18 protein-coding genes are annotated in these 23,963 nt (G+C 69.9%); 8 read left to right on the forward strand and 10 right to left on the reverse strand.

Annotated features, from left to right (window positions below):
• Window position 1: 1 nt before the first annotated feature.
• The 7 genes from ASE44_RS04175 to ASE44_RS04205 all read left to right on the forward strand — a co-directional run bounded on the left by ASE44_RS04175 (window position 2) and on the right by ASE44_RS04205 (window position 9,123).
• The gene (locus ASE44_RS04175) at window positions 2-1,099 is read left to right on the forward strand and encodes an iron ABC transporter permease (protein ID WP_056780857.1); all 1,098 of its coding nucleotides are present in this window, start codon (window positions 2-4) and stop codon (window positions 1,097-1,099) included.
• Window positions 1,096-2,142: an iron chelate uptake ABC transporter family permease subunit gene (locus ASE44_RS04180; protein ID WP_056777660.1), complete on the forward strand. Its 1,047-nt coding sequence runs from the start codon at window positions 1,096-1,098 to the stop codon at window positions 2,140-2,142. Before ASE44_RS04175 ends, ASE44_RS04180 begins: the two co-directional genes overlap by 4 nt.
• Before the next feature lie 10 nt (window positions 2,143-2,152).
• Complete coding sequence (locus tag ASE44_RS04185; RefSeq protein ID WP_056777663.1) at window positions 2,153-2,941, forward strand: ABC transporter ATP-binding protein; 789 nt, start codon at window positions 2,153-2,155, stop codon at window positions 2,939-2,941.
• On the forward strand, window positions 2,938-4,575 hold the full coding sequence (locus ASE44_RS04190) for an ABC transporter ATP-binding protein (protein WP_056777666.1): 1,638 nt from the start codon (window positions 2,938-2,940) through the stop codon (window positions 4,573-4,575). Before ASE44_RS04185 ends, ASE44_RS04190 begins: the two co-directional genes overlap by 4 nt.
• Window positions 4,568-6,391, forward strand: coding sequence for an ABC transporter ATP-binding protein (locus tag ASE44_RS04195; protein ID WP_162235730.1), 1,824 nt, complete (start codon window positions 4,568-4,570; stop codon window positions 6,389-6,391). The genes ASE44_RS04190 and ASE44_RS04195 overlap by 8 nt, the downstream gene beginning before the upstream one ends.
• Entirely contained in the window at window positions 6,388-7,278 is an 891-nt protein-coding gene (locus ASE44_RS04200; RefSeq protein WP_056777673.1) for a siderophore-interacting protein, read from the forward strand. Before ASE44_RS04195 ends, ASE44_RS04200 begins: the two co-directional genes overlap by 4 nt.
• A 144-nt stretch (window positions 7,279-7,422) precedes the next feature.
• A complete protein-coding gene (locus ASE44_RS04205; RefSeq protein ID WP_056777677.1) occupies window positions 7,423-9,123 on the forward strand; it encodes a cell wall metabolism sensor histidine kinase WalK in 1,701 nt (566 codons plus the stop codon).
• 6 nt (window positions 9,124-9,129) lie between these two features.
• On the opposite strand, the gene ASE44_RS04210 is transcribed toward ASE44_RS04205, so the two are convergent.
• From ASE44_RS04210 to ASE44_RS04230, 5 genes are all read right to left on the reverse strand, one after another.
• A complete protein-coding gene (locus tag ASE44_RS04210; protein ID WP_056006115.1) occupies window positions 9,130-9,411 on the reverse strand; it encodes a helix-turn-helix transcriptional regulator in 282 nt (93 codons plus the stop codon).
• Between the two features lie 106 nt (window positions 9,412-9,517).
• Window positions 9,518-11,197 (reverse strand): glycoside hydrolase family 13 protein, encoded by a 1,680-nt coding sequence (locus tag ASE44_RS04215; protein WP_056777680.1) that lies wholly within the window; start codon window positions 11,195-11,197, stop codon window positions 9,518-9,520.
• A 70-nt stretch (window positions 11,198-11,267) separates the two neighbouring features.
• A complete protein-coding gene (locus tag ASE44_RS04220) occupies window positions 11,268-12,161 on the reverse strand; it encodes a carbohydrate ABC transporter permease (RefSeq protein ID WP_056006121.1) in 894 nt (297 codons plus the stop codon).
• Window positions 12,161-13,072 carry a carbohydrate ABC transporter permease gene (locus tag ASE44_RS04225; RefSeq protein WP_056006124.1) on the reverse strand — a complete coding sequence of 304 codons (912 nt, stop codon included), beginning with the start codon at window positions 13,070-13,072 and terminating at the stop codon, window positions 12,161-12,163. Before ASE44_RS04225 ends, ASE44_RS04220 begins: the two co-directional genes overlap by 1 nt.
• Window positions 13,069-14,367 carry an ABC transporter substrate-binding protein gene (locus ASE44_RS04230; protein WP_056780860.1) on the reverse strand — a complete coding sequence of 433 codons (1,299 nt, stop codon included), beginning with the start codon at window positions 14,365-14,367 and terminating at the stop codon, window positions 13,069-13,071. The genes ASE44_RS04225 and ASE44_RS04230 overlap by 4 nt, the downstream gene beginning before the upstream one ends.
• A gap of 211 nt (window positions 14,368-14,578) precedes the next feature.
• Between ASE44_RS04230 and ASE44_RS04235 the strand changes: the two genes are divergently transcribed.
• Window positions 14,579-15,778 carry an ROK family protein gene (locus tag ASE44_RS04235; protein WP_056006127.1) on the forward strand — a complete coding sequence of 400 codons (1,200 nt, stop codon included), beginning with the start codon at window positions 14,579-14,581 and terminating at the stop codon, window positions 15,776-15,778.
• A gap of 9 nt (window positions 15,779-15,787) precedes the next feature.
• Here the strand turns inward: ASE44_RS04235 and ASE44_RS04240 are convergent, their stop codons facing one another.
• The 5 genes from ASE44_RS04240 to ASE44_RS04260 all read right to left on the reverse strand — a co-directional run bounded on the left by ASE44_RS04240 (window position 15,788) and on the right by ASE44_RS04260 (window position 23,936).
• Window positions 15,788-16,453 carry an HAD family hydrolase gene (locus ASE44_RS04240; RefSeq protein ID WP_056777682.1) on the reverse strand — a complete coding sequence of 222 codons (666 nt, stop codon included), beginning with the start codon at window positions 16,451-16,453 and terminating at the stop codon, window positions 15,788-15,790.
• A gap of 84 nt (window positions 16,454-16,537) precedes the next feature.
• Entirely contained in the window at window positions 16,538-20,167 is a 3,630-nt protein-coding gene (locus ASE44_RS04245; protein ID WP_082455780.1) for a family 43 glycosylhydrolase, read from the reverse strand.
• Between the two features lie 81 nt (window positions 20,168-20,248).
• On the reverse strand, window positions 20,249-21,292 hold the full coding sequence (locus ASE44_RS04250; RefSeq protein ID WP_082455782.1) for an ABC transporter permease: 1,044 nt from the start codon (window positions 21,290-21,292) through the stop codon (window positions 20,249-20,251).
• A complete protein-coding gene (locus ASE44_RS04255) occupies window positions 21,289-22,413 on the reverse strand; it encodes an ABC transporter permease (RefSeq protein ID WP_369817177.1) in 1,125 nt (374 codons plus the stop codon). The genes ASE44_RS04250 and ASE44_RS04255 overlap by 4 nt, the downstream gene beginning before the upstream one ends.
• On the reverse strand, window positions 22,410-23,936 hold the full coding sequence (locus tag ASE44_RS04260) for a sugar ABC transporter ATP-binding protein (protein ID WP_056006133.1): 1,527 nt from the start codon (window positions 23,934-23,936) through the stop codon (window positions 22,410-22,412). The genes ASE44_RS04255 and ASE44_RS04260 overlap by 4 nt, the downstream gene beginning before the upstream one ends.
• Window positions 23,937-23,963 lie beyond the last annotated feature (27 nt).

Raw genomic sequence — 23,963 nt, forward strand, 5'->3', positions numbered from 1 at the left:
GATGTCTCAGCCGCCAGCTGCTCCAGCCACGCTGGACCCGGCCGACGGCACCGACGTCCCGACGTCCGGTGCGGGGAAGCGCTCGAGCGACTCCCCGCACCGGACCGCGGTGCTCGCGACCGGTCTCCTCGTCGCGACCCTGATTCTGGCCGCGGCCGCCATCGCCTCCCTCGCCGTCGGCAACCGCGCGATCGACCCGGTGACCGTCCTCCACGCCCTGTTCTCCTACGACCACGACAACCCGCTGCACCTGATGGTCGTCGAGCTGCGCGTGCCCCGCACCCTCCTCGGAGTGCTCGTCGGTGCCGCGCTCGCGGTGTGCGGCGGGCTCATCCAGGCCTTCACCCGTAACCCCCTCGCCGACCCGGGCATCCTCGGGGTGAACGCCGGAGCCTCCTTCGCCGTGACCTTCGCCGTCGGGGTGCTGGGATTGACGACGCCCGGCGCCTACGTGCCGTTCGCGCTCGCCGGTGCCTTCGTCCTCACGCTGCTCGTGTATGTCCTGGGATCGGTCGGCTCCTCTGGCGCGACGCCCATGAAGCTGACCCTCGCGGGGGTCGCACTCGGTGCGGCCTGCACCGGGTTCACGACGGCGATCGTGCTCCGCGACGAGGGCACCCTGCAGGTCATGCGGTTCTGGAGCGTCGGGTCGATCGGCGGACGCACCCTCGACCAACTCGTGTGGGCTGCACCACTGATCGTCGTGGGGCTCCTGATCGGCCTCGCCTGCGCCCGGTCGTTGAACGCCCTGACCCTCGGCGACGACCTCGCGCAGGCGCTGGGGGCACGGGTCCGCAGCACGCGCGTGTGGGTGGTCGTCGCGGTCACGATCCTGGCCGGTACCGGGGTCGCGGCAGCGGGGCCCATCGCCTTCGTCGGCCTCATGATCCCCCACGTCGTCCGGTGGTTCACCGGGCCGGACCAGCGCTGGGTGCTGAGCACCTCGATGGTGGTCGGCCCGGCTTTCCTCCTGCTCGCGGACGTGCTCGGCAGGATCGTGCTGCCCTCGGGCGAACTCCGGGTCGGGATCGTCACGGCGCTGCTCGGCGCGCCCATCCTGATCATGCTCGTGCGCCGCAAGCGGGTGAGCGGCCTGTGAGCGTCGTCGACCACGGCCGACGCCAGATCCGCGTGGACACCGCGCATCTCGCGACGCTCGTCCCCGTCCGGTCCGTCGTCGTGTGCCTCGTGCTCATCGTGGTGATCATCGGTGCCGGCCTCGCGGCGACGACGATCGGCGCATACACGATCGAGTTCGACGCGGTGCTCCGGGCGATCGTCGACCCGGCGTCCGATCCCGACGTGCGCCAGGTCGTGTTCGAGTGGCGGCTCCCCCGGGTGCTGTTCGCGGTGCTCTGCGGAGCGGCGCTCGCCCTCTCGGGAGGCATCTTCCAATCGCTCACCCGCAACCCGCTCGGCTCGCCGGACATCATCGGGTTCGGCGTCGGAGCGCAGTTCGGCGTGACGCTGACGATGCTCGTCCTCGGGCTCAACACGTACCTGTTCAAGGCGGCCGGAGCACTCGTCGGCGGGCTGCTGACGGCTTTGCTCGTCGCGGTGCTCGCGAACCGGCACACGATGTCGTCCTTCCGCCTCATCATCGTCGGCATCGGTGTCTCCGCAGGGCTCGGCTCACTCACGTCCTGGATCCTCATCTCGGTCAGTGTCGAGCAGGCGATGATGGCGGCGACCTGGGGCGCAGGATCGCTCGCGTCGCTCGGCTTCGACCAACTGCTCCCGGCCGCCACCGCGTTCCTCGTCCTCGCCGTGCTCGCGCGCCCGCTCCGCCGCACCCTCCCGGTGCTCGAGATGGGCGACGACGCGGCCACCGCGCTCGGCGTCCGGCCCGGGCGCACCCGCCTCGGCGCCATGGTCATCGGCGTGGCCCTCGTGGCCCTCGTCACGGCCGCGGCCGGCCCCATCTCGTTCATCGCGCTCGCGGCCCCGCAGATCGCCCAACGGCTCACCCGCTCGAACACCCCGATGGGGCTCGCGCCGGTGATGCTGACCGGCGCGGCCCTCGTCGTCGTGTCCGACGTCGTCGCCCAGCTGGTCGCCGTGCCGGTCGGCGTGGTGACCGTCTCGGTCGGCGGCATCTACCTCACCTGCCTGCTGGCGGCGCAGTTCCTGCGCCGCACGTGAAAGGACCACCATGACCACGACGCTCCTCGCCCGCGACCTGAGCCTGGGCTACGGGGACACCCCCGTCGTCTCGGGGCTGTCGCTCGAGATCCCCGACGGCTCGTTCACCATCGTCATCGGGCCGAACGCCTGCGGGAAGTCGACCCTGCTACGCGGGCTCGCCCGGCTCCTGCGACCCGCCACCGGGGCCGTGCTGCTCGACGGCGACGACATCCGCACCCTGAAGTCCAAGGACATCGCGCGCCGGCTCGGGCTGCTCCCCCAGTCGGCGATCGCCCCTGACGGCATCACCGTCGCCGATCTCGTGGGACGCGGACGGTTCCCGCACCAGAGCGCCATGCGGACCTGGAGCCGAGCCGACGAGCAGGCCGTCGCGGCGGCCCTGGCCGCCACCGGGGTCACCGAGTTGTCCCGCCGCCTGGTCGACGAACTGTCCGGCGGGCAACGACAACGGGTCTGGGTCGCGATGGCCCTCGCGCAGCAGACCGGGCACCTCCTCCTCGACGAACCGACGACGTTCCTCGACATCGCACACCAGATCGAGCTGATGGAGCTGTTCACGGATCTCCACCGCGACGGGACGACCCTCGTCGCCGTCCTGCACGACCTGAACCACGCGGCACGCTACGCGACCCATCTCGTGGCCATGCGGGACGGCGCGATCGTCGCCCAGGGCGACCCGCAGGAGATCATCACCGCCGAGCTCGTCGAAGCGGTCTACGACCTGCCGTGCCGGGTCATCACCGATCCCGTCTCCGGCACGCCGTTGGTGCTCCCGCTCGGGCGGCGGGACCGGTGACCGGCTCCCCCGCTCGGCTCGTCGGGATCGCCCTCGTCGCGGACGGGCGCGGGCCTGCACTCGCGGCCGCGACCGTCCTCCTCATCGTGCACGCCCTGTCGGAGGCGGCGATCCCCGTCATCATCGGTTCGACCGTCGATCAGGCGGTGGTCCCCTCGGATCCCGTCGCCCTCGCGGTCTGGATGAGCGTCCTGGTGGCCACGTTCCTCGTCCTCACCGTCAGCTACCAGTCCGCGTCCCGCCTCATGGTGTCGGTCTACGGTCGCGGCGAGCAGGCCCTCCGACACCTCACCCTCTCGCGGATGCTCCGGCCACGACTGTCCCGACGGATCCTGAGCCCGGGTGAGGCCCTGACGGTCGTCACCTCCGACACGTATCGCGTCGCCGGCGTCGCGTGGTCGGTCGCACAGCAATGCGCCACGATCGCCGCGATCATCGGCGCGGCGCTCGCGATGTCGGTGATCTCCCCGATCGCCACGGTCGTGGTGTTCGCCGCCACCATCGGCATGATGCTCGTGATGCGCGTCGTCTCACGCCCGCTGGAGCTGCGCGGGCTCGCGGAGCAGCGGGCCGCGACGGAGGCGGGCGCGGTCGCCGCCGACTTCATGAGCGGGTTCCGGGTCCTCGTCGGCATCGGCGGGCGAGGCGAGGCCGAGCGACGATACCGGGCCGCCAGCGACGTCTCGAGACAGGCGGCGACCGTGGCCGGGCGGTCGCTCGCCGCCTCCGAGGCGGTGAGTGGCGCCCTGGCGGCGCTGGTGACAGCTGCCCTCGTGGGACTGTCCGCCTGGTTCGCCGCTGCGGGCCGCATCAGCATCGGCGAGTTGGTCACCGTGCTCGGGCTCGCCCAGTTCATCAGCGGCTACCTCGCGCAGGTGGGGTCGTTCCCGTCCAACTGGATCCACAAGCTCGCCTCCGCGAAACGGCTGTCCGCGGTCGTCGACGCCGCGGACCTCCTCGACGAGCCCGTGGAGCCGGCTGGATCGTCCGCCAGCCCCGCGGGGGACGTCGTCCTGTCCTTCCGAGCGGGCGACGCCGAGCCCCGGGTGGACGTGCGGGCCGGCGAGCTGCTCGGCGTCCGTCCGACGGACAGCGACGCGGCGCGCGCCCTCTCCCGCCTGCTGGGCATGCGGACCCCCGCGGCCCGCGGCAGCGCCTCGCTCGCCGTCGACGGCGTGCTCGTCGATCAGCAGGACCTCGACCCGGTCGCCTACCGCCGGCGGGTGCTCGCCCCGCCGCACGAGCAGCGGGTCATGAGCGGCACCCTGGCCGACGCGGTGCGTGGACACGGCATGACCGGCGACCCCGACCCGGCGTTCGTCGCCATGGCCGCGCTCGACGACGCGGTGGTCCAGCTCGGCGGCTGGTCGTCGCCGGTCGGCGAGGCCGGCCGACGGCTCTCCGGCGGACAGCGCCAACGCGTCGGGATCGCGCGGGCACTGCACGCCGAGGCGGAGGTCCTCGTCCTCGACGAACCGACGTCAGCGGTCGACGTGCTGACCGAGACCCGCATCGCGCGTGCACTCGCGGAGCACGATGGCACCGTCGTGGTCCTCACGACCTCCGCCGTCCTCCTCAACGCCTGCGACCGGGTTGTCGGGGTCGGTCGCGGAGAGGACGCCGACCGTGGCTGATGAAGACATGACCTCCGCGACCACCGCCCGGCTGCCGGTCGCCGAGGCGGCCCGGGTCCGCGCTGTCGTCGCCGCCCTGCTGCGCCGACACCGTGGGCGGACCGCTGCCGTGGTGGTCCTGTTCCTCGCGGCCTCCGCCCTCGGGGTCGTGCTGCCCACCAGCCTCGGGCGGGTCGTGGACGCCATCACCTCGGAGGCCGGGCCGTCCGTCGTCGCGGGCTGGGTCGCCGGAGCCGCCGTCGGCGCGGTCGCCGCGGTCGTGGTCATGCTCTGGGCCGTGCGCGTCCTCACCGGCCTCGTGCAGGACCTGCTCGCCGAATTGCGCGAGGAGGTGTTCGCCTCGGCCATGCGACTCCCGGTGAGCACCATCGACGACGGCGAGAGTGCCGACCTGCTGTCCCGGGTCACCGGCGACGTGGACGCCGTCGCCGAGGCCGGCGGTGGTGTCGCCCCCACCCTGCTGTCCGCCGGGTTCGCCATCGGCGTGTCGGTGATCGCGCTGGCCGCCCTCGACCCCCGGCTCGCCCTCGCAGGCCTCGCCGCCGCGCCGTGCTACGTCATCGGGACCCGGGCGTTCCTCCGACGCTCCCGGATCGTGTTCCGGGAGGTCCGCACGCGCGAGGCGTCGCGCAGCCAGGCCGTGTTGGACGCCGTCCACGGCGCGGAGACGCTGACCGCGTTCGCCGCCGCCGACCACGCGATCGAGCGCGTCGGCGAACGCGCGGCAGCGTCCATCGACGCGCAGATCGAAGGCGTGCGGGTGGCGAACCGGCTCTTCCGGTGGATCAACGGCGGTGAACTCGTCGGGCTGTCGGCGATCCTGGCGACCGGATTCCTGCTCCACGCGCACGGGGCGGTCACCGTCGGCCTCGTGACCACGGCCGCCCTCCTGTTCCACCGACTGTTCGGCCCGGTCGGCCAGGTGATCTTCGGGCTCGACGACATCCAGCGCGCCACCGTGGGGCTGGCACGCCTCGTCGGGGTCATCGACCTCGCATCGGCGAGCTCGCCGACGGCCGGCTCACCGACCGACGGCGGCAGCGGCGACGCAGCGGCGATCCGGGTGCGCGACCTCACGTTCCGGTACCCGACCACCGGACGCGGCATCGTCGGGGTCACGCTCGACGTCCCGCGCGGCACGACCACGGCACTCGTCGGCACCTCCGGTTCCGGCAAGAGCACCCTGGCTCGGGTCGTCGCGGGGCACCATGCACCGACGTCGGGGAGTCTGCACGTCGCCGACACCCCGTACTCCCTGTCGCAGGAGCTCCACCACTTCCGCGGCTCGATCGCCGACAACCTCCGTCTCGGGGCGCCGGACGCGAGCCAGGAGGAGATGGTAGCCGCGGTGCACGCCGTCGGTGCGGCATGGGCGGTCGCCGGACTGGTGGACGGTCCGACTCGGGACCCGGCCGATGCGGTCGACGCACCGGTGCCGCTGGACGAGGGCCGGATCCAGCAACTCGCCCTCGCCAGAGCCCTCCTGGCGGACCCGGCCATCGTGATCCTGGACGAGGCGACGGCCGACGTCGGGCTGCACCATCGTGCAGCCGTCGAAGCGGCGATGCTGCGGCTCCGGGCCGATCGCACCACCCTCCTCATCGCCCACCGGCTGGAGCAGGCGGCGACCGCCGACCGGATCGCGGTCTTCTCGGACGGCCGGATCATCGCGCACGGCACCCATGACGATCTGCTCGCAGCCCCCGGCGCCTACCGCGACTCGTGGCTCGCCCACCGGCAGCACGTCGCCGAACCCGCCGACACCACCGAATCCACCGAATCCACCGACCCCACCCCAGAGCCGGAGCACCCATGACCATCCACCGCGGCATCGTCACCGAGACGAGCGTCCTCAGCCCCAACCTGATCCGTGTCACCCTCGGAGGCCCGCGCGTCGCCGACTTCATCAGCACCGGGACGGGAGACGAGTACGTCCGCGTCTTCTTCCCCCACGGCGACGACCCGGCGGACGTCTCGCTGCCCCTCCCCATCGGCGACTGGTGGGAGTGGCCCGAAGGCACCCCGCAGGCACCGATGCGGACCTACACGGTCTCCGGCGTCCGCACGGACCAGAGCGAGATCGACCTCGACTTCGTCGCGCACGACGCGGGCGTCGCCGGCCCGTGGGCGGTGCGGGCTCGGCCAGGGCACGTACTCGGGCTGAACTCGCCGACCGGGCTGTACGACCCTCCGGAGGACACCGAGTGGCAGGTGTTGGTGGCCGACCTCTCCGGTCTGCCCGCCGTCCGCCGGATCGTCGCGCAGACCCCACGCGGACTCCGGACCCGGGTGGTGCTCGAGGTGCCGTCCGAGCAGGACCGGATCGCGTTCGAGACGGGCCCGGATGTGCTGGTCACCTGGGTGGTCGGCGGGAACGGGCACGGTCCGAGCGCGCTCGGACGACTCGTCCGGAGCGTCGTCGACGAGCGGCTCGCCCTCGATCAGGGCTACGTCTGGGTGGCGGGTGAGACGGTCGCCCTCCGGGACGCGCGGAAGTACCTGCGCCGGGAGCTCGGACTGCCGGCCACGCGGTTCAAGGTCGTGGGCTACTGGACGCCGATCGCCGCCTGGGACGAGAAGTTCGCCGCCCTGCCCACGGACGTCCAAGCGGAGCTCGACGCGATCTGGGCCACGACCGACGACGCCGAGCCGGAGGACGTCCAGATCCGGTTCGAGGAGCAGCTCGACCGACTCGGACTCTGAACCGCCGTACTCCGTCGAGCGCTCGCAGCGGCGCGTTCGACCGACGCTGACGGTGCAGGTTCCGGGACCCGCCGCCCGCCTCGGATGTGAGCGACGCGACCACAGCAGACTGGGAGGCACCCGCGGCGAGCAGGAGGAACGCAGATGCCACGTTGGATCGGTCAGGGCGAGCGCCACCCCCGGCTCGGACTGGTGAGCCGGAGCCAGGGGCCGCTGGCGCTGGGGGTGGTCGTGGTCACCGCGATCGTCGGTGCCACGACGCCGGCGCTTCTCAGCGTCAGGGAGCTGCAGTTGTCCTGGGTCGTCATGGGCTTGGCGCTCATCGCCACCCTCGCGATCCCGTGGGAACGGCTCGGACGGGCCTGGGCGCTCATCCTGGTCAGTGCGGACCTCGCCGTCGTCGGGCTCGTGACCCATGCGGTGTCGCCGGTCCTCGGCGCATCGATCGTCCTGCTCGCCTTCCCGGTGTTGTGGCTGGCCCACGGCTTCGGTCGTCTCGGCGCCGCCCTTGCGCTCATCGGCAGCGTGCTCGTCATCTGGTTGCCGAACGTGCTCTACGGCGAGTACCCCGGGAGCGTCCAGGCCTGGAGCGAGCTGATCGCGCTCACGGTCTTGCTGCTGCTCGTCATCGTCGTCGTGAGTCTGCAGTCCGGACGGTTCGAGCGCGCCCAGGCGAGCCTCCGCGCCGAGGCCGACGCGAAGGTCGAAGCCCTCGCCTCGCAGAACCGGCTCGCCGTGATGCTCCGTTCCGTGGTCGCGGAGGTCAACGTCGGACTCGTCTTCTTCGACGAACACGGCGAGCAGATCCTCAACAACCGGACCTCCATCGAGCTCGCCGCGCTGGCCGGCTACGACCCGGCGACCGGGAGTGCACGCTTCGTCTGGGCGGCGGACGGTGTCACGCCACTGGCCCGCGAGGAACAGCCGGTGATCCGGGTCCTCGGCGGTCAGGACGTCCGCGACTTCTTCTATCGCGTGGGGCCGCCCGGCAAGCAGCGGGCCCTCGTCGCCAACGGCCGGTCCGTCCGCGATGCGACCGGCGCACCGCACGGAGCGGTCCTCGTCGGACAGGACGTGACCGAACTCACCGAGGCGGTCCGGATGCGATCCGAGTCGCTCACGAGCCTCAGCCACGAGCTGCGGACGCCGCTCACGAGCATCCTCGGCTACCTCGACCTCCTCGGTGACGACGACGACCTCGCTCCGCAGGTGCGCTCGCAGCTCGCCGTCATCCGCCGGAGCGCCGACCACCTCGGGCGTCTCGCGGAGCAGTTCCTCGCTGCCAGCGCACCGGAGCTGGAGCTCTCCCCCGAAGCCGTCGACCTCGGTGGCCTCGTCGTCGACGCGGTCGCGGAGCGGCGACGCCTCGGACTCCCCACCGGCGTCGAACTCCGACTGGGAGCCCGTCCCGAACTGCGCCTCGACGCCGATCGCCGTCGGATCGAGGAGCTGCTCGCCATCCTGCTCGACAACGCGGCGGCGTACACGAGGGAGGGTGAGATCTTCGTGAGCGCCCGGTCGGACGGACGAGAGGCGGTCATCCGGGTCTCGGACACGGGGATCGGCATCCCCGAGGACGAACTCGCCTCCGTCTTCGAGCGTTTCCATCGGGCGGCGAACGTGCGGGAGGAGACCATCCGAGGGTCGGGGCTCGGACTCACCATCGCCCGGTCGATCGTCCGCGCGCACGGCGGCACGATCGAGGCGTTCGCGACGGGGAACCCCGGGACGACGATCCTGGTGCGGCTGCCGCTCCGGCGGGCCGACCCTGCAGGGGCGCCCAAGGCCACGGACCCACGCTCGCGACGCGTCGGCCCGGCCCGCCGTGGTGCAGATCAGGGCTGACGCCGGCTATCCCTCGAGCGCGTGGAGCACCGCGTCGTCGACGATGTGCGAGACGTGGACGTCGGCGACCTCGTAGTGGGCCTCCCGTCCGACGCGCTCCACCGACACGAGGCCCGCCGAACGCAGCGTCCGGAGGTGCTGCGACACCAGCGGTTGGGACAGGCCGCTCGCGTCCGCGAGCTGACCGACCGTGGAGGTGCCGGCGGCGAGGATCCGCAGCAGTCGGAGCCGCGACACCGAGGAGAGGGCCTTGAACAGTTCGGCAGCCGGTTCCAGATCCTCAGTCATCTCCCCATATAAGCAGACACGAATGGATCGCGGGTCCCGCGTCGTCAGAACCCCCGGGCGGTCCGCAGCCGACCAGCCCGATCCGGCTTCCGCGCTGCCGCGACCGTCACCCGAGGAGCTGCGCCGGAGCGATCCAGACCGTCGACTCCCCGGGAACCGCGTCGTCGAGGAGCGCGCCGAGCACCACCGCATCGGAGGGCGCGCCGAGCGGATACGGCTCCGTGCCGAAGTTCGCCACCACCTGCCAACCGTTCGGTCGGGTGAACCGCAGGACGTCCTCCCGGCCGGTCTCGATCCAGTCGAGCTGTTCCCCCGTCTGCAGCAGTCGTCGCAGCCGGAGCGCCTCGCGGTACAGCGAGAGCGTCGACGTGGGATCCTGTGCTTCGACCTCGACGGCGTGCTGCGCGAACCACCGCGGTTGCGGCAGGTGCGCGACCGCATCACCGAAGCCGAACGAGGCACCGTCCGCCGTCCACGGCAACGGGACCCGGCAGCCGTCCCGCCCGAGGCCGTCATACGCTCCCCCACGGAAGAACGCCGGGTCTTGGCGTTCCCCGTCGGTGATCTCGGCGACCTCGTGCAGGCCCAGCTCCTCGCCCTGGTACAGGTAGGTGCTGCCCGGGAGTCCGAGGATGAGGAGGGTGGCGGCCCTCGCACGGCGCGCTCCCTGGTCCAGGTCGACCCCGTCGGGAGGACCACCGGCAGCCACCCACTCCGTGCCCTGCTTCACCGGGCGCCCGGCCAGGGGCGGGAGCCCGTACCGCGTCGCGTGCCGGGTGACGTCGTGGTTCGAGAGCACCCACGTGGTGGATGATCCGGACGCCTGCGCCTGCGCGAGGTTGTCCGCGATGACGGTCCGGAACTCGGTCGCGTCGAAGTCGGCTTCGAGCAGGTCGAAGTTGAACGCCTGCCCGAGCCCAGCCGCCGACGCGTACTTCGCGCGCCGCTCGGGGGTGCTCACCCACGCCTCGGCCACGGCGGTGCGCGGCGGGTCGTACTCGTCGAACACCCGACGCCACTCGGCGTACACCTCGTGCACGTCGTCGCGGTCGAGCAACGGGTGGGCCCCGTCCTGCGGGATCAGCTCCAGTTCCGCGCGACTCGGCAACGGCTCGGAGAAGTCCTTGGTGAGCATGTGCGCGACGTCGATCCGGAAGCCGTCCACGCCCCGATCCGACCAGAACCGGAGGGTCTTCAGGAAGTCCTCGCGCACCTCCGGGTGATCCCAATCGAGATCCGGCTGCTCGGTCGCGAAGTGGTGGAAGTACCACTGGCCGTCCGCCACCCGCTCCCAGGAGGAACCGCCGAAGACGGACTCCCAGTCGGTGGGCGGCTCCTCACCCGACTCGCCGGTGCCCTCCCGGAAGAGGTACCGCGCTCGCGCGGCCGAACCGCGACCCGCGGCCAGCGCCTCCTGGAACCAGGCGTGCCGGTCGGAGGTGTGGTTCGGCACGATGTCGACGATGACCCGGATACCGCGCTCGTGCAGGGCGGCGATGAGCTCGTCGAAGTCCGCCAGGGTGCCGAGCCGCGGGTCGACGTCACGGTAGTCCGCGACGTCGTACCCGCCGTCCGCCAACGCCGAGGGGTAGAACGGGCTGAGCCAGATCGCATCGATGCCGAGCGCGGCGAGGTAGTCCACCCGCGACCGGATGCCCGGCAGGTCCCCGAGTCCGTCCCCGTCCGCGTCGGCGAAGCTCCGCGGATAGATCTGGTAGACGGCGGCCTGGCGCCACCAGGTGGCTGCGGCCGCCTGCTGGGCGTCGACGAGTGCGGCATCGGTCATGACGTGCGGTCCTTCGGTCTCTCGGGTCGTGGTGGTGTTGCGGTGTCGGTTCAGCGTCGAGGCGTCGGCGTCATCCCTTGACCGCCCCCTGGGTCACGCCGGACATGACCCAGCGCTGCGCGAACAGGTAGGCGATGATGGCCGGCGCCATGGCCATGAGGTACGAGGCGAACGCGACGTTGTAGTTGCTGCTGAACTGCGTCTGGAAGAGGTTCTGCCGCACCGGGAGGGTCTGCAGGCTCGCATCCGAGATGATCAGCGACGGCATCATGAAGTCGTTCCAGGCGTACAGGAACGCGAAGATGCCGACCGTCGCACTCATCGGTGCCAGGAGCGGGAAGATGAGCCGCCAGAACGTCTGCCAGGTGCTCGCGCCGTCGATCCGGGCGCTCTCCTCGAGCTCGATCGGGATCGACCGGAGGAACGCCGTGAACAGCAGCACGCTGAAACTCAGCTGGAACATCGTCGCGAGGATGATCACCCCGAACGGGTTGTCGAGTCCGACGCGGCCGGTGAGCTGGATCTGCGGGAGCGCCACCACCGGGAACGGGATGAACATCGCCGCGAGCAGGTAGAAGAACGAGAAGCGGAACAGTCGGCGGTCCCAGTTGCGCACGATCGCGTACGCCGCGAAGGAGGCCAGGATGATCGTCGCCACCACGGTCCCCGCGGTCACGAGGAGCGACATCGCGAAGCCCACGGGGAACTTCGTGAGGGTCCACGCCTGGACGAACCCGTCGATGCTGAACGGCGCCGGCAGCGAGAAGGCGTTCCCGTCGACCGATTGGGTGTCGGTCTTGAACGCCATCGAGATGGTCACGTAGAGCGGCAGGAGCACCGTCACGGCGCAGAGCAGCAGGATGACCGTCGTCGACCAGCTGACGCGCTCCCCCTTCGTGCGTTGCTTCGTGCTGGCGTTCGCCGTCGTGATGGATCGGGTGCTGAGTGCGGTCGGGGTGGCCATCAGAGTGCGTTCCTTCCGCGCGTCGCCGACAGTTGCACGAGGGCGATGATGATCGTGATGATGAAGAAGAGGGTGGCCGTGGCCATCTGGTACGCGTAGTCACCGGTCTGGAACCCGCGGATGATGGTCATCGAGATGCTCCGCGTGGAGGTACCCGGACCACCGTTCGTCAGGCCGACGATGATGTCGTAGGCGTTCAGGTAGTTCTTGAAGCCGAGGATCACGTTGATGACGACGTACCCCATCACGAGCGGCAGCGTGATCCGCAGCAGCTGCTGACGCTTGTTCGCGCCGTCCAGGGACGCCGCCTCGTACACATCGCCGGGCACCGCGAGCAGGCCGGCGATGTAGATGAGCAGCGTGCCGGGGATCGACTGCCAGGCCGTGACGATGACGATGCCGAGCCAGGCGAGGTCCGGGTTCGAGAGGATGCTCGTCTCGAGGAAGGGGATCCCGAGGGCGGAACCGGCAGAGGGCACCGAGTTCATGAACAGGAACTGGAACACGTAGGCGATGATGATGCCCGAGATCACCATCGGGATGACGAAGACCCCACGGAGCCCCATCTTGAACTTGATCTTCGAGGTCAGTCCGACGGCGAGCAGGAACGCGATGACGTTCACCACGATCACCGTCACGAGGGAGAACCCGAAGGTGAAGAGGAAGCTGGTGAGGATCGCCGGGTCGCTGAACGCGGCGATGTAGTTCGTGAACCCGATGAATTCGTAGTCACCGATGCCGATGGAGTCGGTGAAGCTGAAGACGATCCCGACGACGCCGGGGACGGTGATCGCGAGCGTGAACAGGACGACGGCCGGGAAGAGGAAGAGGTAGTAGATCGGTTCGACGCGCTTGCGGCTGCGGCGGACCTTCGGGTCTCCCCCGGTCACGATGGCGGTGGTGGCGCTCATTCGGATCCCTCCTTGGTCGACACGGGCGGCTGTCTGAACGCGAGCCGGGCCCAGTCCGCGTCCATGGTGCGGAGCATCGACGCCGCGTTGGTCCCGAGGACCAGCGATTGCGCGTAGTTCTCGGTCGGGATGGCGCGCGGGTTGAGCACGCCGGGGCCCTGGTAGAACGCTCCGGCGTCGTAGTACGGGATCATGCCGGCCACGCGGGGGTCGTCAGGAGCCGTGCCGTCGTCCGTCGGGACGAAGCCGAGCTGCGACTCGTTGTAGGCCTGGATGACCTCCGGCTGGTACAGGTACTCGAGGAAGTCGCGGGCACCCTCCGGGTTCTTCGCCTCCTCGGGGATGATCGTCACGAGGTCGAGGTTCACGCGGACCTTCAGGTCCTTCGGGTCCTCCGTCATCGGCAGGGGGAAGGTGCCGAGGTCCAGGTCGGGTGCGGTGAGTGCGATCTGGCTGAACGCCCACGGCCCCTGCAGGTACATGGCGCCCTGGCCTTCGGCGAACGCGACGTTGCCGGCGTCGTAGGTGCGACTCGGCGCATCCGCCTGCGTGTATTCCTTCGCCAGCAGCTGCATCTTCTCGATGGGCTCGAGGAAGTCCTTCTCGAAGGAGACCGGGGCGTCAGGTCCCACCTCGGTGCCCTCCTCCGCGAGCCGGTCGTAGAACTCGGGGATGTCGACGGCGCCGCCGACCGAATAGTCGAACCAGCCCTGGTTGGCGGTCCACGCATCGGCGAACGTCGCGTAGAACGGCGCCACACCGGCGGCCTTGAGGGTGTCGGAGACGGCGATGAGTTCGCTCCACGTCGTCGGCACCTCGAGGCCGTTCTCGGCGAAGATCGTCTTGTTGTAGATGACGGAGGCGGCCATCACCGAGTAGGGCAGCGCACTCGTGCGCCCCTCGCAGACGCCGTACTGGTCGAGCAACGGCTGGAGGTCGTCGCGGATGGACGCCGCCGCCGTCGTGTCGGAGAGGTCGGAGAGCGCACACCGCTCCACGAAGCGTGAGACCTCGTGGTTGTAGTTCGAGAGCATGAGGTCCGGCGGGTTGCCTCGGACGAAGCTGGCGGCGAGTGGATCGGGCCCCGAGGTGTCCATCACGACCTCGTATTGCTGCTGCGAGGCGTTGTAGTCCGCGACGGCCTGGTTCATGAAGGTGAACGCCTCGCGCTTGCTGAAGGTGAAGTGGACGGTCTCCCGGCCGTCGCTCGAGCAGGCGACGAGGGTGCTCGCGACCAGGAGTCCCGTCGCCACCCCCGCCGTGACGCGTAACGCGCGTTTCAGTTGGTTCGACATCATTGTCCTTCCACGCGGTCCGACCGGACCACTGACTAAATACAGAGAGCAAATCAACTCATGTCGGACACTCTGCCATCCGCGCGCGGCAGGGTCAAGCATCGGTTGGGTCACGCCGCGCCGAGCCGCGCGGGCGTGATCGTTCACGGTCGAGCGCGACGCGCGGACCCGCGCCGTCCGGCCGCGCCCCGGACCGATATCGTTGACGCTCATGGACGCGACGACGAGCCTCACCGGACCACCGGAGCCGCGGGCCACGAACCTCGCCGCCGTGCTGGCCCACGCCTGGGCCGAATCGGCGTTCACCGCGGCCGACGTCATGGCGGCGACCGGCCTGTCCCGATCGACGGCGATCGCCCTCTGCGACGACCTGATCGATCTCGGCTGGTTCACCGAACTCGACGACGCACGTCAGGCGGGTGTCGCGTATCGCAAGGGGCGCCCTGCGCGGCGCTACGAGCTGCACGATGCGGCCGGGGTCGTCGTGGGCGTCGACGCGGGAGCCCACTCCATCACGACGATCGCCGCGGACCTCCGTGGGCGAGAACTGGCGCGCTCGCACCGGGCGATCGACCCGGCCGCCGACGCGGAGGAACGCGTCTCCGTGGTCGACGCGGCGATCACCGAGGTCCTGCAGTCCGACGGCACGGGGAGGCCGCTCTGCATCACCCTCGGCGTACCGGCCCCGATCGACGCGCTCGGGCGCTCCCCCGAGGGCAACGTCTTCTGGGAGCGCATGAACCCGAGGCTCGGCGAACGCCTCCAAGACCACGGCTGCGTGGTGCTCACGGACAACGACGCCAACCTCGCCGCCGTGGCTGAGGGCGCGCGCGGTGCCGGTGCGGGCGTCGACTCCTACATCGCCGTGATGACGGGTGAACGGCTCGGCGCCGGCTACGTCCTCGACGGGCGTCTCGTGCGCGGCCGAGGACGGGCGGGCGAACTGCACCTCCTCGACCTCGTCGACGGTGTCGGTTCCGCGCGGGGCTTCGCCGCGGTGCTCCGCGACTGGGGTCGCGCCCATCGCGAGAGCGGCGGTCTGCCCGAGAGCAGCCCGCTCAGCCGGCTGCCCGTCGAGCGGGTCGACGCGTCGTCCGTCCTGGCGGCGGCCGACGATGGCGACGAGGCTGCGCTCGACCTGGTCCGGCGTCTGGCCGACCGCGTCGCACGGATGAGTGCCGTCCTCGGTGGGCTCCTGGACGTGGAGCGGATCGTGTTCGCCGGGGCGATCGCCCCATCGATGTCGTTGCTGCTCGAGATCGCCTCCGAGCGCCTCCCGGGGTACATGAGCGCCGAGCCGCCGCTGCTCGTGGCGTCGGCACTCGGTGCGGACATCGTGGCGCAGGGGGCTGTCGCCACCGCCGTCGACCACGTCCGGCGCAACGCGCTGCGCATCGACCTCGCCCGCTAGGTTCCGGGCTCAGTCGTCCGAATTCCCCCGGGTGAGCTCGGGGACGAGCTCACTCAAGCCGTCGATCACCGGGTGGCGTCCGTGGACGGGTGGGTCCTGGTGTCCGTTGCGGAAGCGGACGAAGCGGACCCCGAGAAGCTCGGCGATCTCCTCGTCGTGATTCGTGTCCCCCACCATGACCACGCGCGACGGGTGATGCCCCGAACCCGCCAGCCAGGAGCCGACGACCTGCTCTTTGGACGCATGGTAGACGTCGGTGATGCCGTGGACACCGGAGAAGTAATGCGTCAGGGCATGTGGTGCCAGTTGACGCTCGAGCACGGCCTCGGGGGTCGCCGAGATGAGGACCTGTTCGACGCCGAGCGCGTGCACCGCCTCGAGCGTCTGCAGGGCGTCCGGGTGGAGAGCCGCGGTCTCGACGTCGACGGCGAACCGGGCAAGATACTCGTCGGCCGCCGCCACGAAGTCGGCTCCACCGATGCCGACCCGCTCGTAGAAGTCGCGGATCGGGAACCCGAACACCCGCCGGTACGCCGCCTCGTCGACGAACCCTGGCAGGCCCCGACCGGCGAGGAGCAGATCCATCGCGGCGCGTGCGACCCCGACGTCGTCGAGCAGGGTGCCGTTCCAATCCCAGCACAAGGCGTCGGTCGAGGAGGCGGGGAGGTCCGTCATGATCCACGATTGTCGCAGCACCGACTGACCGTCCGACCCGTGGGCGGTGGAACGCCTGGGTCGGACGGTCATCCGGTGCCGCGATCAGCTCGCCTGGGTCGCCCGGCGGCGACGGACGACGAGCCAGGCGCCGGCCGCGAAGAGGAGGCCCGCCAGGCTCAGGAACCCGACGACCGAGACACCGGTGGTCGAGAGCGAGCCCGGCCCGCCGCTTCCCGCGCCCGGTGACCCGGCGGACGGCGCACTTCCGTCGGCGGCGAGGACGGTCAGCGCCGCCTCCGCCGTGATCCCGGAGTCCGCACCCAGGGCCCGCAGCGTGTGGGCACCGGGGTCCACCGACGCGGGAACCCGCACCGTGGTCGTGAACGCGCCCGAAGCGTCCGCGACGACCATCCCGAGCTCCGTCGGGGTGGAGAAGAGGGTGAGCTGCACCTGCTCCCCCGCGGTGAAGCCGGACCCGGACACCGAGAACGACTCCCCGACCCGCACCGACGCCGCATCGATCGTCAGCGTGCCCTCGGCACCGGGCACCGCGATCCGCTGCGGACCCACGCTCTCGAGGGTCGGGACGACCGGGTTCATCAGACCCGTCTCCGGATCGAAGGTCACGCGGTCGATCGTCGTCTCGCGGTGCTGACCGTCGCCGCCAGGGATGGCGAACCGGTGGTAGACGATGTACCAGTCGTCGGTGCCCGGCACGTTCAGGATCGAGCTGTGACCGGTGGCGAGGATGCCGAGTTCCGGTCGCTTCTGCAGGATCACGCCGTGGGCGGTCCACGGCCCGTCGACGCTCGTCGCCGTCGCGTAGCCGACCCGGTAGTTCTCCGAACCGGTGTCGTCGATCGAGTAGGTCAGGTGGTACAGGCCGTCCCGGTAGTTGACGAAGGCCCCCTCGCGGAAGTCGGTCAAGCCGTCGATGCGCTTGAGCGTGTCCGCCTTGATCGAGAGCATGTCGTCCGACAGTTCCGCGTACACCGGCGAACCGTTGCCCCAGAACAGGTAGCTCTTCCCCGTCACCGGGTCGGTGAAGGTGGCCGGGTCGATCGCCTGTCCCGAGGTCACCGCCTCGTCGTTCAGGATCATCGCGTCCGGCTGTGCCGTGAACGGGCCGGTGGGGCTGTCCGCGACGGCGACACCGATGGTCTTCCGATCGACGGTGGGGTTGTGGCCGCTGAAGTAGAAGAAGAACTTGCCGTTCTTCTCGCCGATCGTCGGCGCCCAGGCGTTGCCCGTGGCCCACGGCACGTTCCCGTTCGCGCCGTCGAGGGTCAGGATCGGCTCCGCCGAACGTTCCCAGTCGACGAGGTCCTTGGACGACCAGACGAAGAACTCCTTGCCACCCCAGCCGGCGAAACCGTCCGAGGTCGCGTAGAGGTAGTACGTGTCGCCCCAGGCGAAGATGTTCGGATCGGCGTACAGCCCCGGGATGACCGGACTCTTCATCTCGACCGCCCGCATCGTCCAGGTGACCGGTTCACCGGAGGTCGGTGTGAGCGTCACGGTGGCTGGGCTGCTGAGGTCGACGGCGGTCCCCGAGGCGGGGCTCGCCGTGACACCGGCCACGGTCGTGAAGGTCGGGCTGAGCGCCGTACGGTCGGTTCCAGGCCGCACCGGGAAGACGACCTCGTGGCGGTCGTTGTCGACGATCGGGGCGGTCTTCAGTACGTCCTCCTCGAGACCGATGTCGGTGAGTGCGGCGCTGTTCCCTGAGCCGGCGAGCACCTCGTCCGCCGAGAGCGCCCGGTTGTAGATCGCGAACTCTCGGAACGCGCCCTTCAGCCGGTTGTCGCCGTCGTAGTTGGAGCGACCGAGGTAGTTGGCGCTCGTCCATCCGGCACCGATGTCACCAGGATCTGACGTCACGGTCCCGGTCCCGACGGCGATCCCGTCGAGGTAGATCGTCGCCGTCGTGCCCTGCAGCGTGTAGGTCAGCGTGGCCCAGCGTCCGCGCGTGAGGTCCTTGCCCTGCGACACGGTCTGCTCGGTGCTCCAGTTGCCGGTCGCGAGACTCGTCCGGTACGCGTTCCCGGTGCTGAACAGGTAGCCGTTCCCGGAGCCGTCGGTGGTGTTCCCGAGCCCGTAGATGAAGTACGGGTTGGCCTGCGACGGGTCGATCCAGACCTGGGCCTCCACCGTGACGTCGGTCACGCCGGCGAGCAGGTCGTCGGGCAGTTTGACGTAGTCGTCGCCGCCGTCGAGCTGCAGTGCGCCGTCGGCGAAGGAGGCGCCACCCTCGACCGTGGCGTCGAGGCCGTTGCCGGACACGTCGTTCAGGGTCGATCCTGCGGATCCTGCGAAGTCGTAGCGGACGATCTCGCCGTCTTCGTTCGCTGGCACCGGTTCGGCCACGCCGCCGAGGCTGTCCTGGAGCTGCTGCAGTTCGGCCGCAGTCACGGGGAGCACCGTGCCGTGCCGCGGGCTCGCGGGGAGGTCGTAGTCCTTCGCGACCTGCCAGTCCGGGTTCGCGATGTCCTCGGTCTCGAGCGGGATGTAGCCGCGTCCGCCGTACTCGTCGACGAAGAGGTAGAACTTGTCGCCGTTGACGTCGCCGGGGTTGGCGGCGAACGCCGTCGGCCCCTCGACCGCGCTCGTGCCGGCGTCGCGACCGATGCAGCTGTCGAGCACCGTCCAGGACTCGAGCGTGGCCCGCAGGTCCGTCGAGGACTCCTGGATGATGTCGGCGCACCCGGTGCCACCGGCACCCTCGTCCTTGGTGAAGCGGTAGTAGGTGTCGCTCGACCTGATGACCGTGGAGTCGATCCGCGAAACACCCTGGTCCTGCCAGACCTGCGGGTCGCTGAAGGTCGTGAAGTCGCGGGTGGTCGCGTACATCATGCGGTGGTAGCTGTTCCCCGTGTGGTCCGGGTCGTCGGCTCCGTAGAGCGACGACGCCCAGAACACGACGTAGGCACCGATGGTGTCGTCGTAGTAGGCCTCGGGCGCCCAGGTGTTGCCGGCGTTCTCGGGGGCGACCTCGATGTGCCGCTGGTCGGACCAGGTCACGAGGTCGTGGGACTCCCACACCTCGAGGTAGTGGCTGCCCTGGCGGACCGAGTCGCCCCAGGACGTGCCGCTGCCGATCGAGAGGTCGGTGGCGATGAGGTAGAAGGTGTCGCCCTCGGGAGAGCGGATGAGGAACGGGTCGCGCAGCCCCTTCGTCCCCTCGTCGGAGGTGAGGACCGGGCGTCCGGCGTTGAGCTCGTTCCAGTCGAGCGCGTTGTTGCCCTCGCTCGCGGCGAAGTAGATGTTCTCGCCGGCGAGGGAGTTGCCGGTGAAGTACGCGAAGGCGTAGCCCTCGTAGTCGGGCGTCGCGATCGCGGCGCGGACGGTCGCCGTGAACTCGCGCGTCGCGGTGGCCTCGCCCTGCCGCAGTGTGGCGGTCAGGGTGACGGTGGTGTCGGTGGCGGGGCGCGAGACGACGCCGTCCGTGGCGATCACGGCGGGGTCGGAGGACGTCCACTCGATCGTGATCCCCTCCGGTGCACCCGGCAGCGTCAGGTTGCCGCGGACGTCGTCGACGTTGGCGATCGAGAGGGAGGCGGCAGCGGCGTCCAGCACTTCTTGCGCCGTGGGGGCGGCTCGGAGACCCGTCTGGGAGGTGGACGTCTGGGCGGTCCCCGGCGCCGCGGCGGCAGCGCCGGAGACGCCGACGAGCGGCAGGATCAGGGTCGCGACGCAGGTCGCGACGACCGTTTTGAGGCGCAGTCGAGGCATGGGGGTTGGTTCTCCTGGTTCGGCTTCGTTGTCGAGCGGGGATGGAACGGTGGTGCTGCGGTCGCGGGGGCGACCGGGGCGTCAGGTCTTGCGCTTGCGCGAGACGACGAGTCGCTGGAGGAGGACGAAGACGAGCAGGATGCCGCCGGTGATGATCGTCGTCGCTTCCGGTGGGATGCTGCCGTCACGGGTGATGAGGACGTTCATGAGCCCGAGGACGAGCGCACCGACCACGGACCCGAGGACGAACCCCGCGCCACCGGTGAGCAGCGTGCCACCGATGATGACCGCGGCGATCGCATCGAGCTCCCACCCGACACCGGTGATGTTCTGGGCGATGCCGAGCTTCGAGGTGTAGACGACGGCGGCGAGGCCGGCCAGGGTGCCGCTGATGATGTAGACCATGAGCTTCGTCCGGACGACGGGCAGACCCATGAGGAGGGCCGACTGCTCGGAACCGCCGATCGCGTACACGGTGCGACCCATCCGGGTCTTGTGCAGGACGACGAAGGCCGCGGCGACGACGATGAGTGCGATCACGACGTTCGGGGTGGTGATGAGGTCGTTGATCTTCGGGCCGTCGATCACCTTCCACTCGGTCGAGAGCGAGCGGATCGGCGAGTCGTCGGCGAGGCGCTCAGGGGTGGTGCTGAGCATCGACGCGAGCCCTCGTCCGAGGAACATCATCGCCAGGGTGGCGATGAAGGGTTGGACGTTGAAGTACTGGACGAGCACCCCTGAGAAGACGCCGAAGGCCGAGCCGATGAGGACCATGATCACCATGACGGCGATCGGATTCCAGCCCGAGTTCGCGAGCATCACCCCGACGAGACTGCTGATCGCGATGATCGCTCCGACGGAGAGGTCCACGCCCCCGGTGAGGATCACGAAGGTGAGCCCGACGGCGAGGATGATCAGGTACGCGTTGTTGATGAGCAGGTTCGAGATGGTGCTCGCCTGGACGATGCGCCCGTAGGCGATCTCGCCGTACACGACCATGCCGATGAAGATGACGACGGCGGCCAACGTCGGCAGCGTCTCGAGGTTCGGCGTCAGACGTGCCAGCAGCGTCCGCCGCGGGGGCGCCGACGCGTCGAGCGTCGGTCGTTCGCTGAGGGTGCTCATGCGGACACCGTTTCCTTTCGCGTGGGGACGGACGCGGGTGGCGTCGTCCGGGAGTTCCGACGGGCGAACAGGGCTCGCACGCGCTGGGACTGGAGGAGGCAGATGATCACGATGACGACCGCCTTGAAGGCCGGCGTCGCCGACGAGGGGATGGAGAGGAACACGATCGTCTTGTCGAGCGTGGCGATGAGGAGTGCCCCGATGACGCTGCCGGTCAAGGAGAACTTGCCGCCAGCGAGCGAGGTGCCACCGATGACGACGGCGAGGATCGCGTCCATCTCCGCGTTCAGACCGGTCTTCGCGACCTCGACGGTCATGACGCTGGCCGTGCTGAAGATGCCGGCGACACCGGCCAGGACCGCGCTCACGATGTAGACCGCGATGAGGATGCCGATCGGGCGGATCCCCGCCATCCGCGCCGCCCGCGGGTTGATGCCGATGGACTCGATCATGAGCCCGAGCGCGGTGCGCCGCACGAGGACGGCGACGATCGCGACGATGACCCCGGCGATGATGAAGACCACCGGGAACCCGAACACCGTGCCGTTCGCGAGCCACCGGAAGGGCTCGTTCGTCGCCGAGGTGTTCTGACCGGAGGTGATGACCTTCGCGAGGCCTCGGCCGGCGAGCATCGTGATCAGCGTGGTGATGAACGGCTGCAGGCCGACGATCGAGACGAGGACCCCGTTCACCGTCCCGAGGAAGGCGCTGACAGCGAGCGCGAGCAGGGCCGCGACGATCGCCGTCCCGGCGTCACCGCCGCTCTGGTTGCTCATGAACTCCATCGACACGGCGCCGGAGACGGCCATCACGGATCCGACCGAGAGGTCGATACCGCGGGTGGCGATGACGAGGGTCATGCCGACCGCGATCATCATGATCGGGGCGCTCGCGCGGAGGATGTCGATCGGGTTGCCCGACAGGTTGCCGGTCGTGCCGTTGACGGAGACACCGAGGTAGCCGGGGTCCTTCACGAGGTTGATGACGAGCAGCAGCAGCAGGGTCACGATCGCCCAGATGTAGGGCTGGTGGACGATGGTGCTGACGATGCCGCGGGCGGAGCGCTGCCCTCCGCTGGCGGAGGAACCGGAACGGGCCGGCCCCTGACTGGTGGCGCTCACGTGGCGCTCCCTTCGGTGGCGATCAGGTCGACGATGGTGTCTGCGGTGACCTCGGGTCCGTTGACGATCTCGCCGATCTTACGATGATCCTTCAGCACGACGATCCGCTCGCTCAAGCGCACGACCTCCTCGAGCTCGGAGGAGATGAAGACGACCGACATGCCGTCCTCGGCGAGGGCGGCGATGGCCTCCTGGATCTCGGCCTTCGCGCCGACGTCGATGCCGCGGGTGGGCTCGTCGAGCACGATGAGCTGCGGCTTCGTCGCGAGCCACCGGCCGAGGAGCACCTTCTGCTGGTTGCCGCCGGACAGGTTCTTGATGGGACGTTCGGGGTCGGACGGGCGCACGTTGAGTTCGAGCAGGTACTTGTCGCACAGCTCGTTCTGCTCCCGGCGGGAGAGCGGGCGGGCCCACCCTCGACGGGCCTGCACGGCGAGGATGAGGTTCTCGCGCACGGTGAGGTCGCCGATGATGCCCTCGTCGCGGCGGTTCTCCGTCGAGAAGGCGATCTTCTTGGACAGCCCGGCCATGGGGGTGTGCACCTCGGCCGGGGATCCGTCGATCGTGACGGAACCCGAGTCGGGTCGGTCGGCCCCGTAGATGAGGCGGCCGAGTTCGGTGCGTCCTGAGCCGAGGAGTCCGGCGAGACCGACGACCTCGCCGGCGTGCACCTCGATGTCGACGGGGTCGATCGAGCCCTTCCGGCCGAGCTCGGTGGCGCGGTAGAAGGCTGGAGCGTCCGCAGCGCCTGCGCGCCCGCGGTTGGAGCCGAGGGCGGCGAGCGTGCCGTAGTCCTTGCCGATCATCTTCGAGATGAGTTCGGTCCGGTTCAGTTCCGACGTCAGGTACTCGCCGACGAACTCGCCGTTGCGGAGCACCGTGAGCCGGTCGCTGATCGCGTAGACCTGATCGAGGAAGTGGGAGACGAAGAGGATCGCGACGCCCTGGTCGCGCAGTCGGCGCATGACCTGGAAGAGGCCCTCGACCTCGTTGGCGTCGAGACTGGAGGTCGGTTCGTCGAGGATGAGCACCTTCGACTTGGTGACCATGGCCCGGCTGATCGCGACGAGCTGTTGCAGCGCGAGCGAGATGCTCGAGAGCGGCTGCTTGGGGTCGATGTGGCCGAGACCGAGGCCGACGAGCGCTTCGTGCGCCGCCTCGTGGGTCCGGCGCCAGTTGATGCCGAACGGACCACGGACCTCGTGGCCGAGCATCACGTTCTCACCGACGGTGAGGTTGTCGCAGAGGTTCACCTCTTGGTAGACGGTGGAGATGCCGGCGCTCTGGGCGTCGGCCGTCCCGGAGAAGGAGCGCGGCCCGCCCGCGACCAGGATCGAACCGGAGTCGATCTTGTACACGCCGGTGAGGGCCTTGATGAGCGTCGACTTGCCGGCGCCGTTCTCACCCATGAGGGTGTGGACCTCGCCCGGGAAGAGGCGGAAGTCCACGTCTTGCAGGGCTTTGACGCCCGGGAACTCGATGGAGATGTGCTGCATCTCGACGATCGGCTCGGTGATTGCCATGTCTGCCTGGTCGTTCTGCCGGGTCGT

It is taken from the genome of Plantibacter sp. Leaf1 (genome assembly GCF_001421315.1).
Taxonomy (GTDB): Bacteria; Actinomycetota; Actinomycetes; order Actinomycetales; family Microbacteriaceae; genus Plantibacter.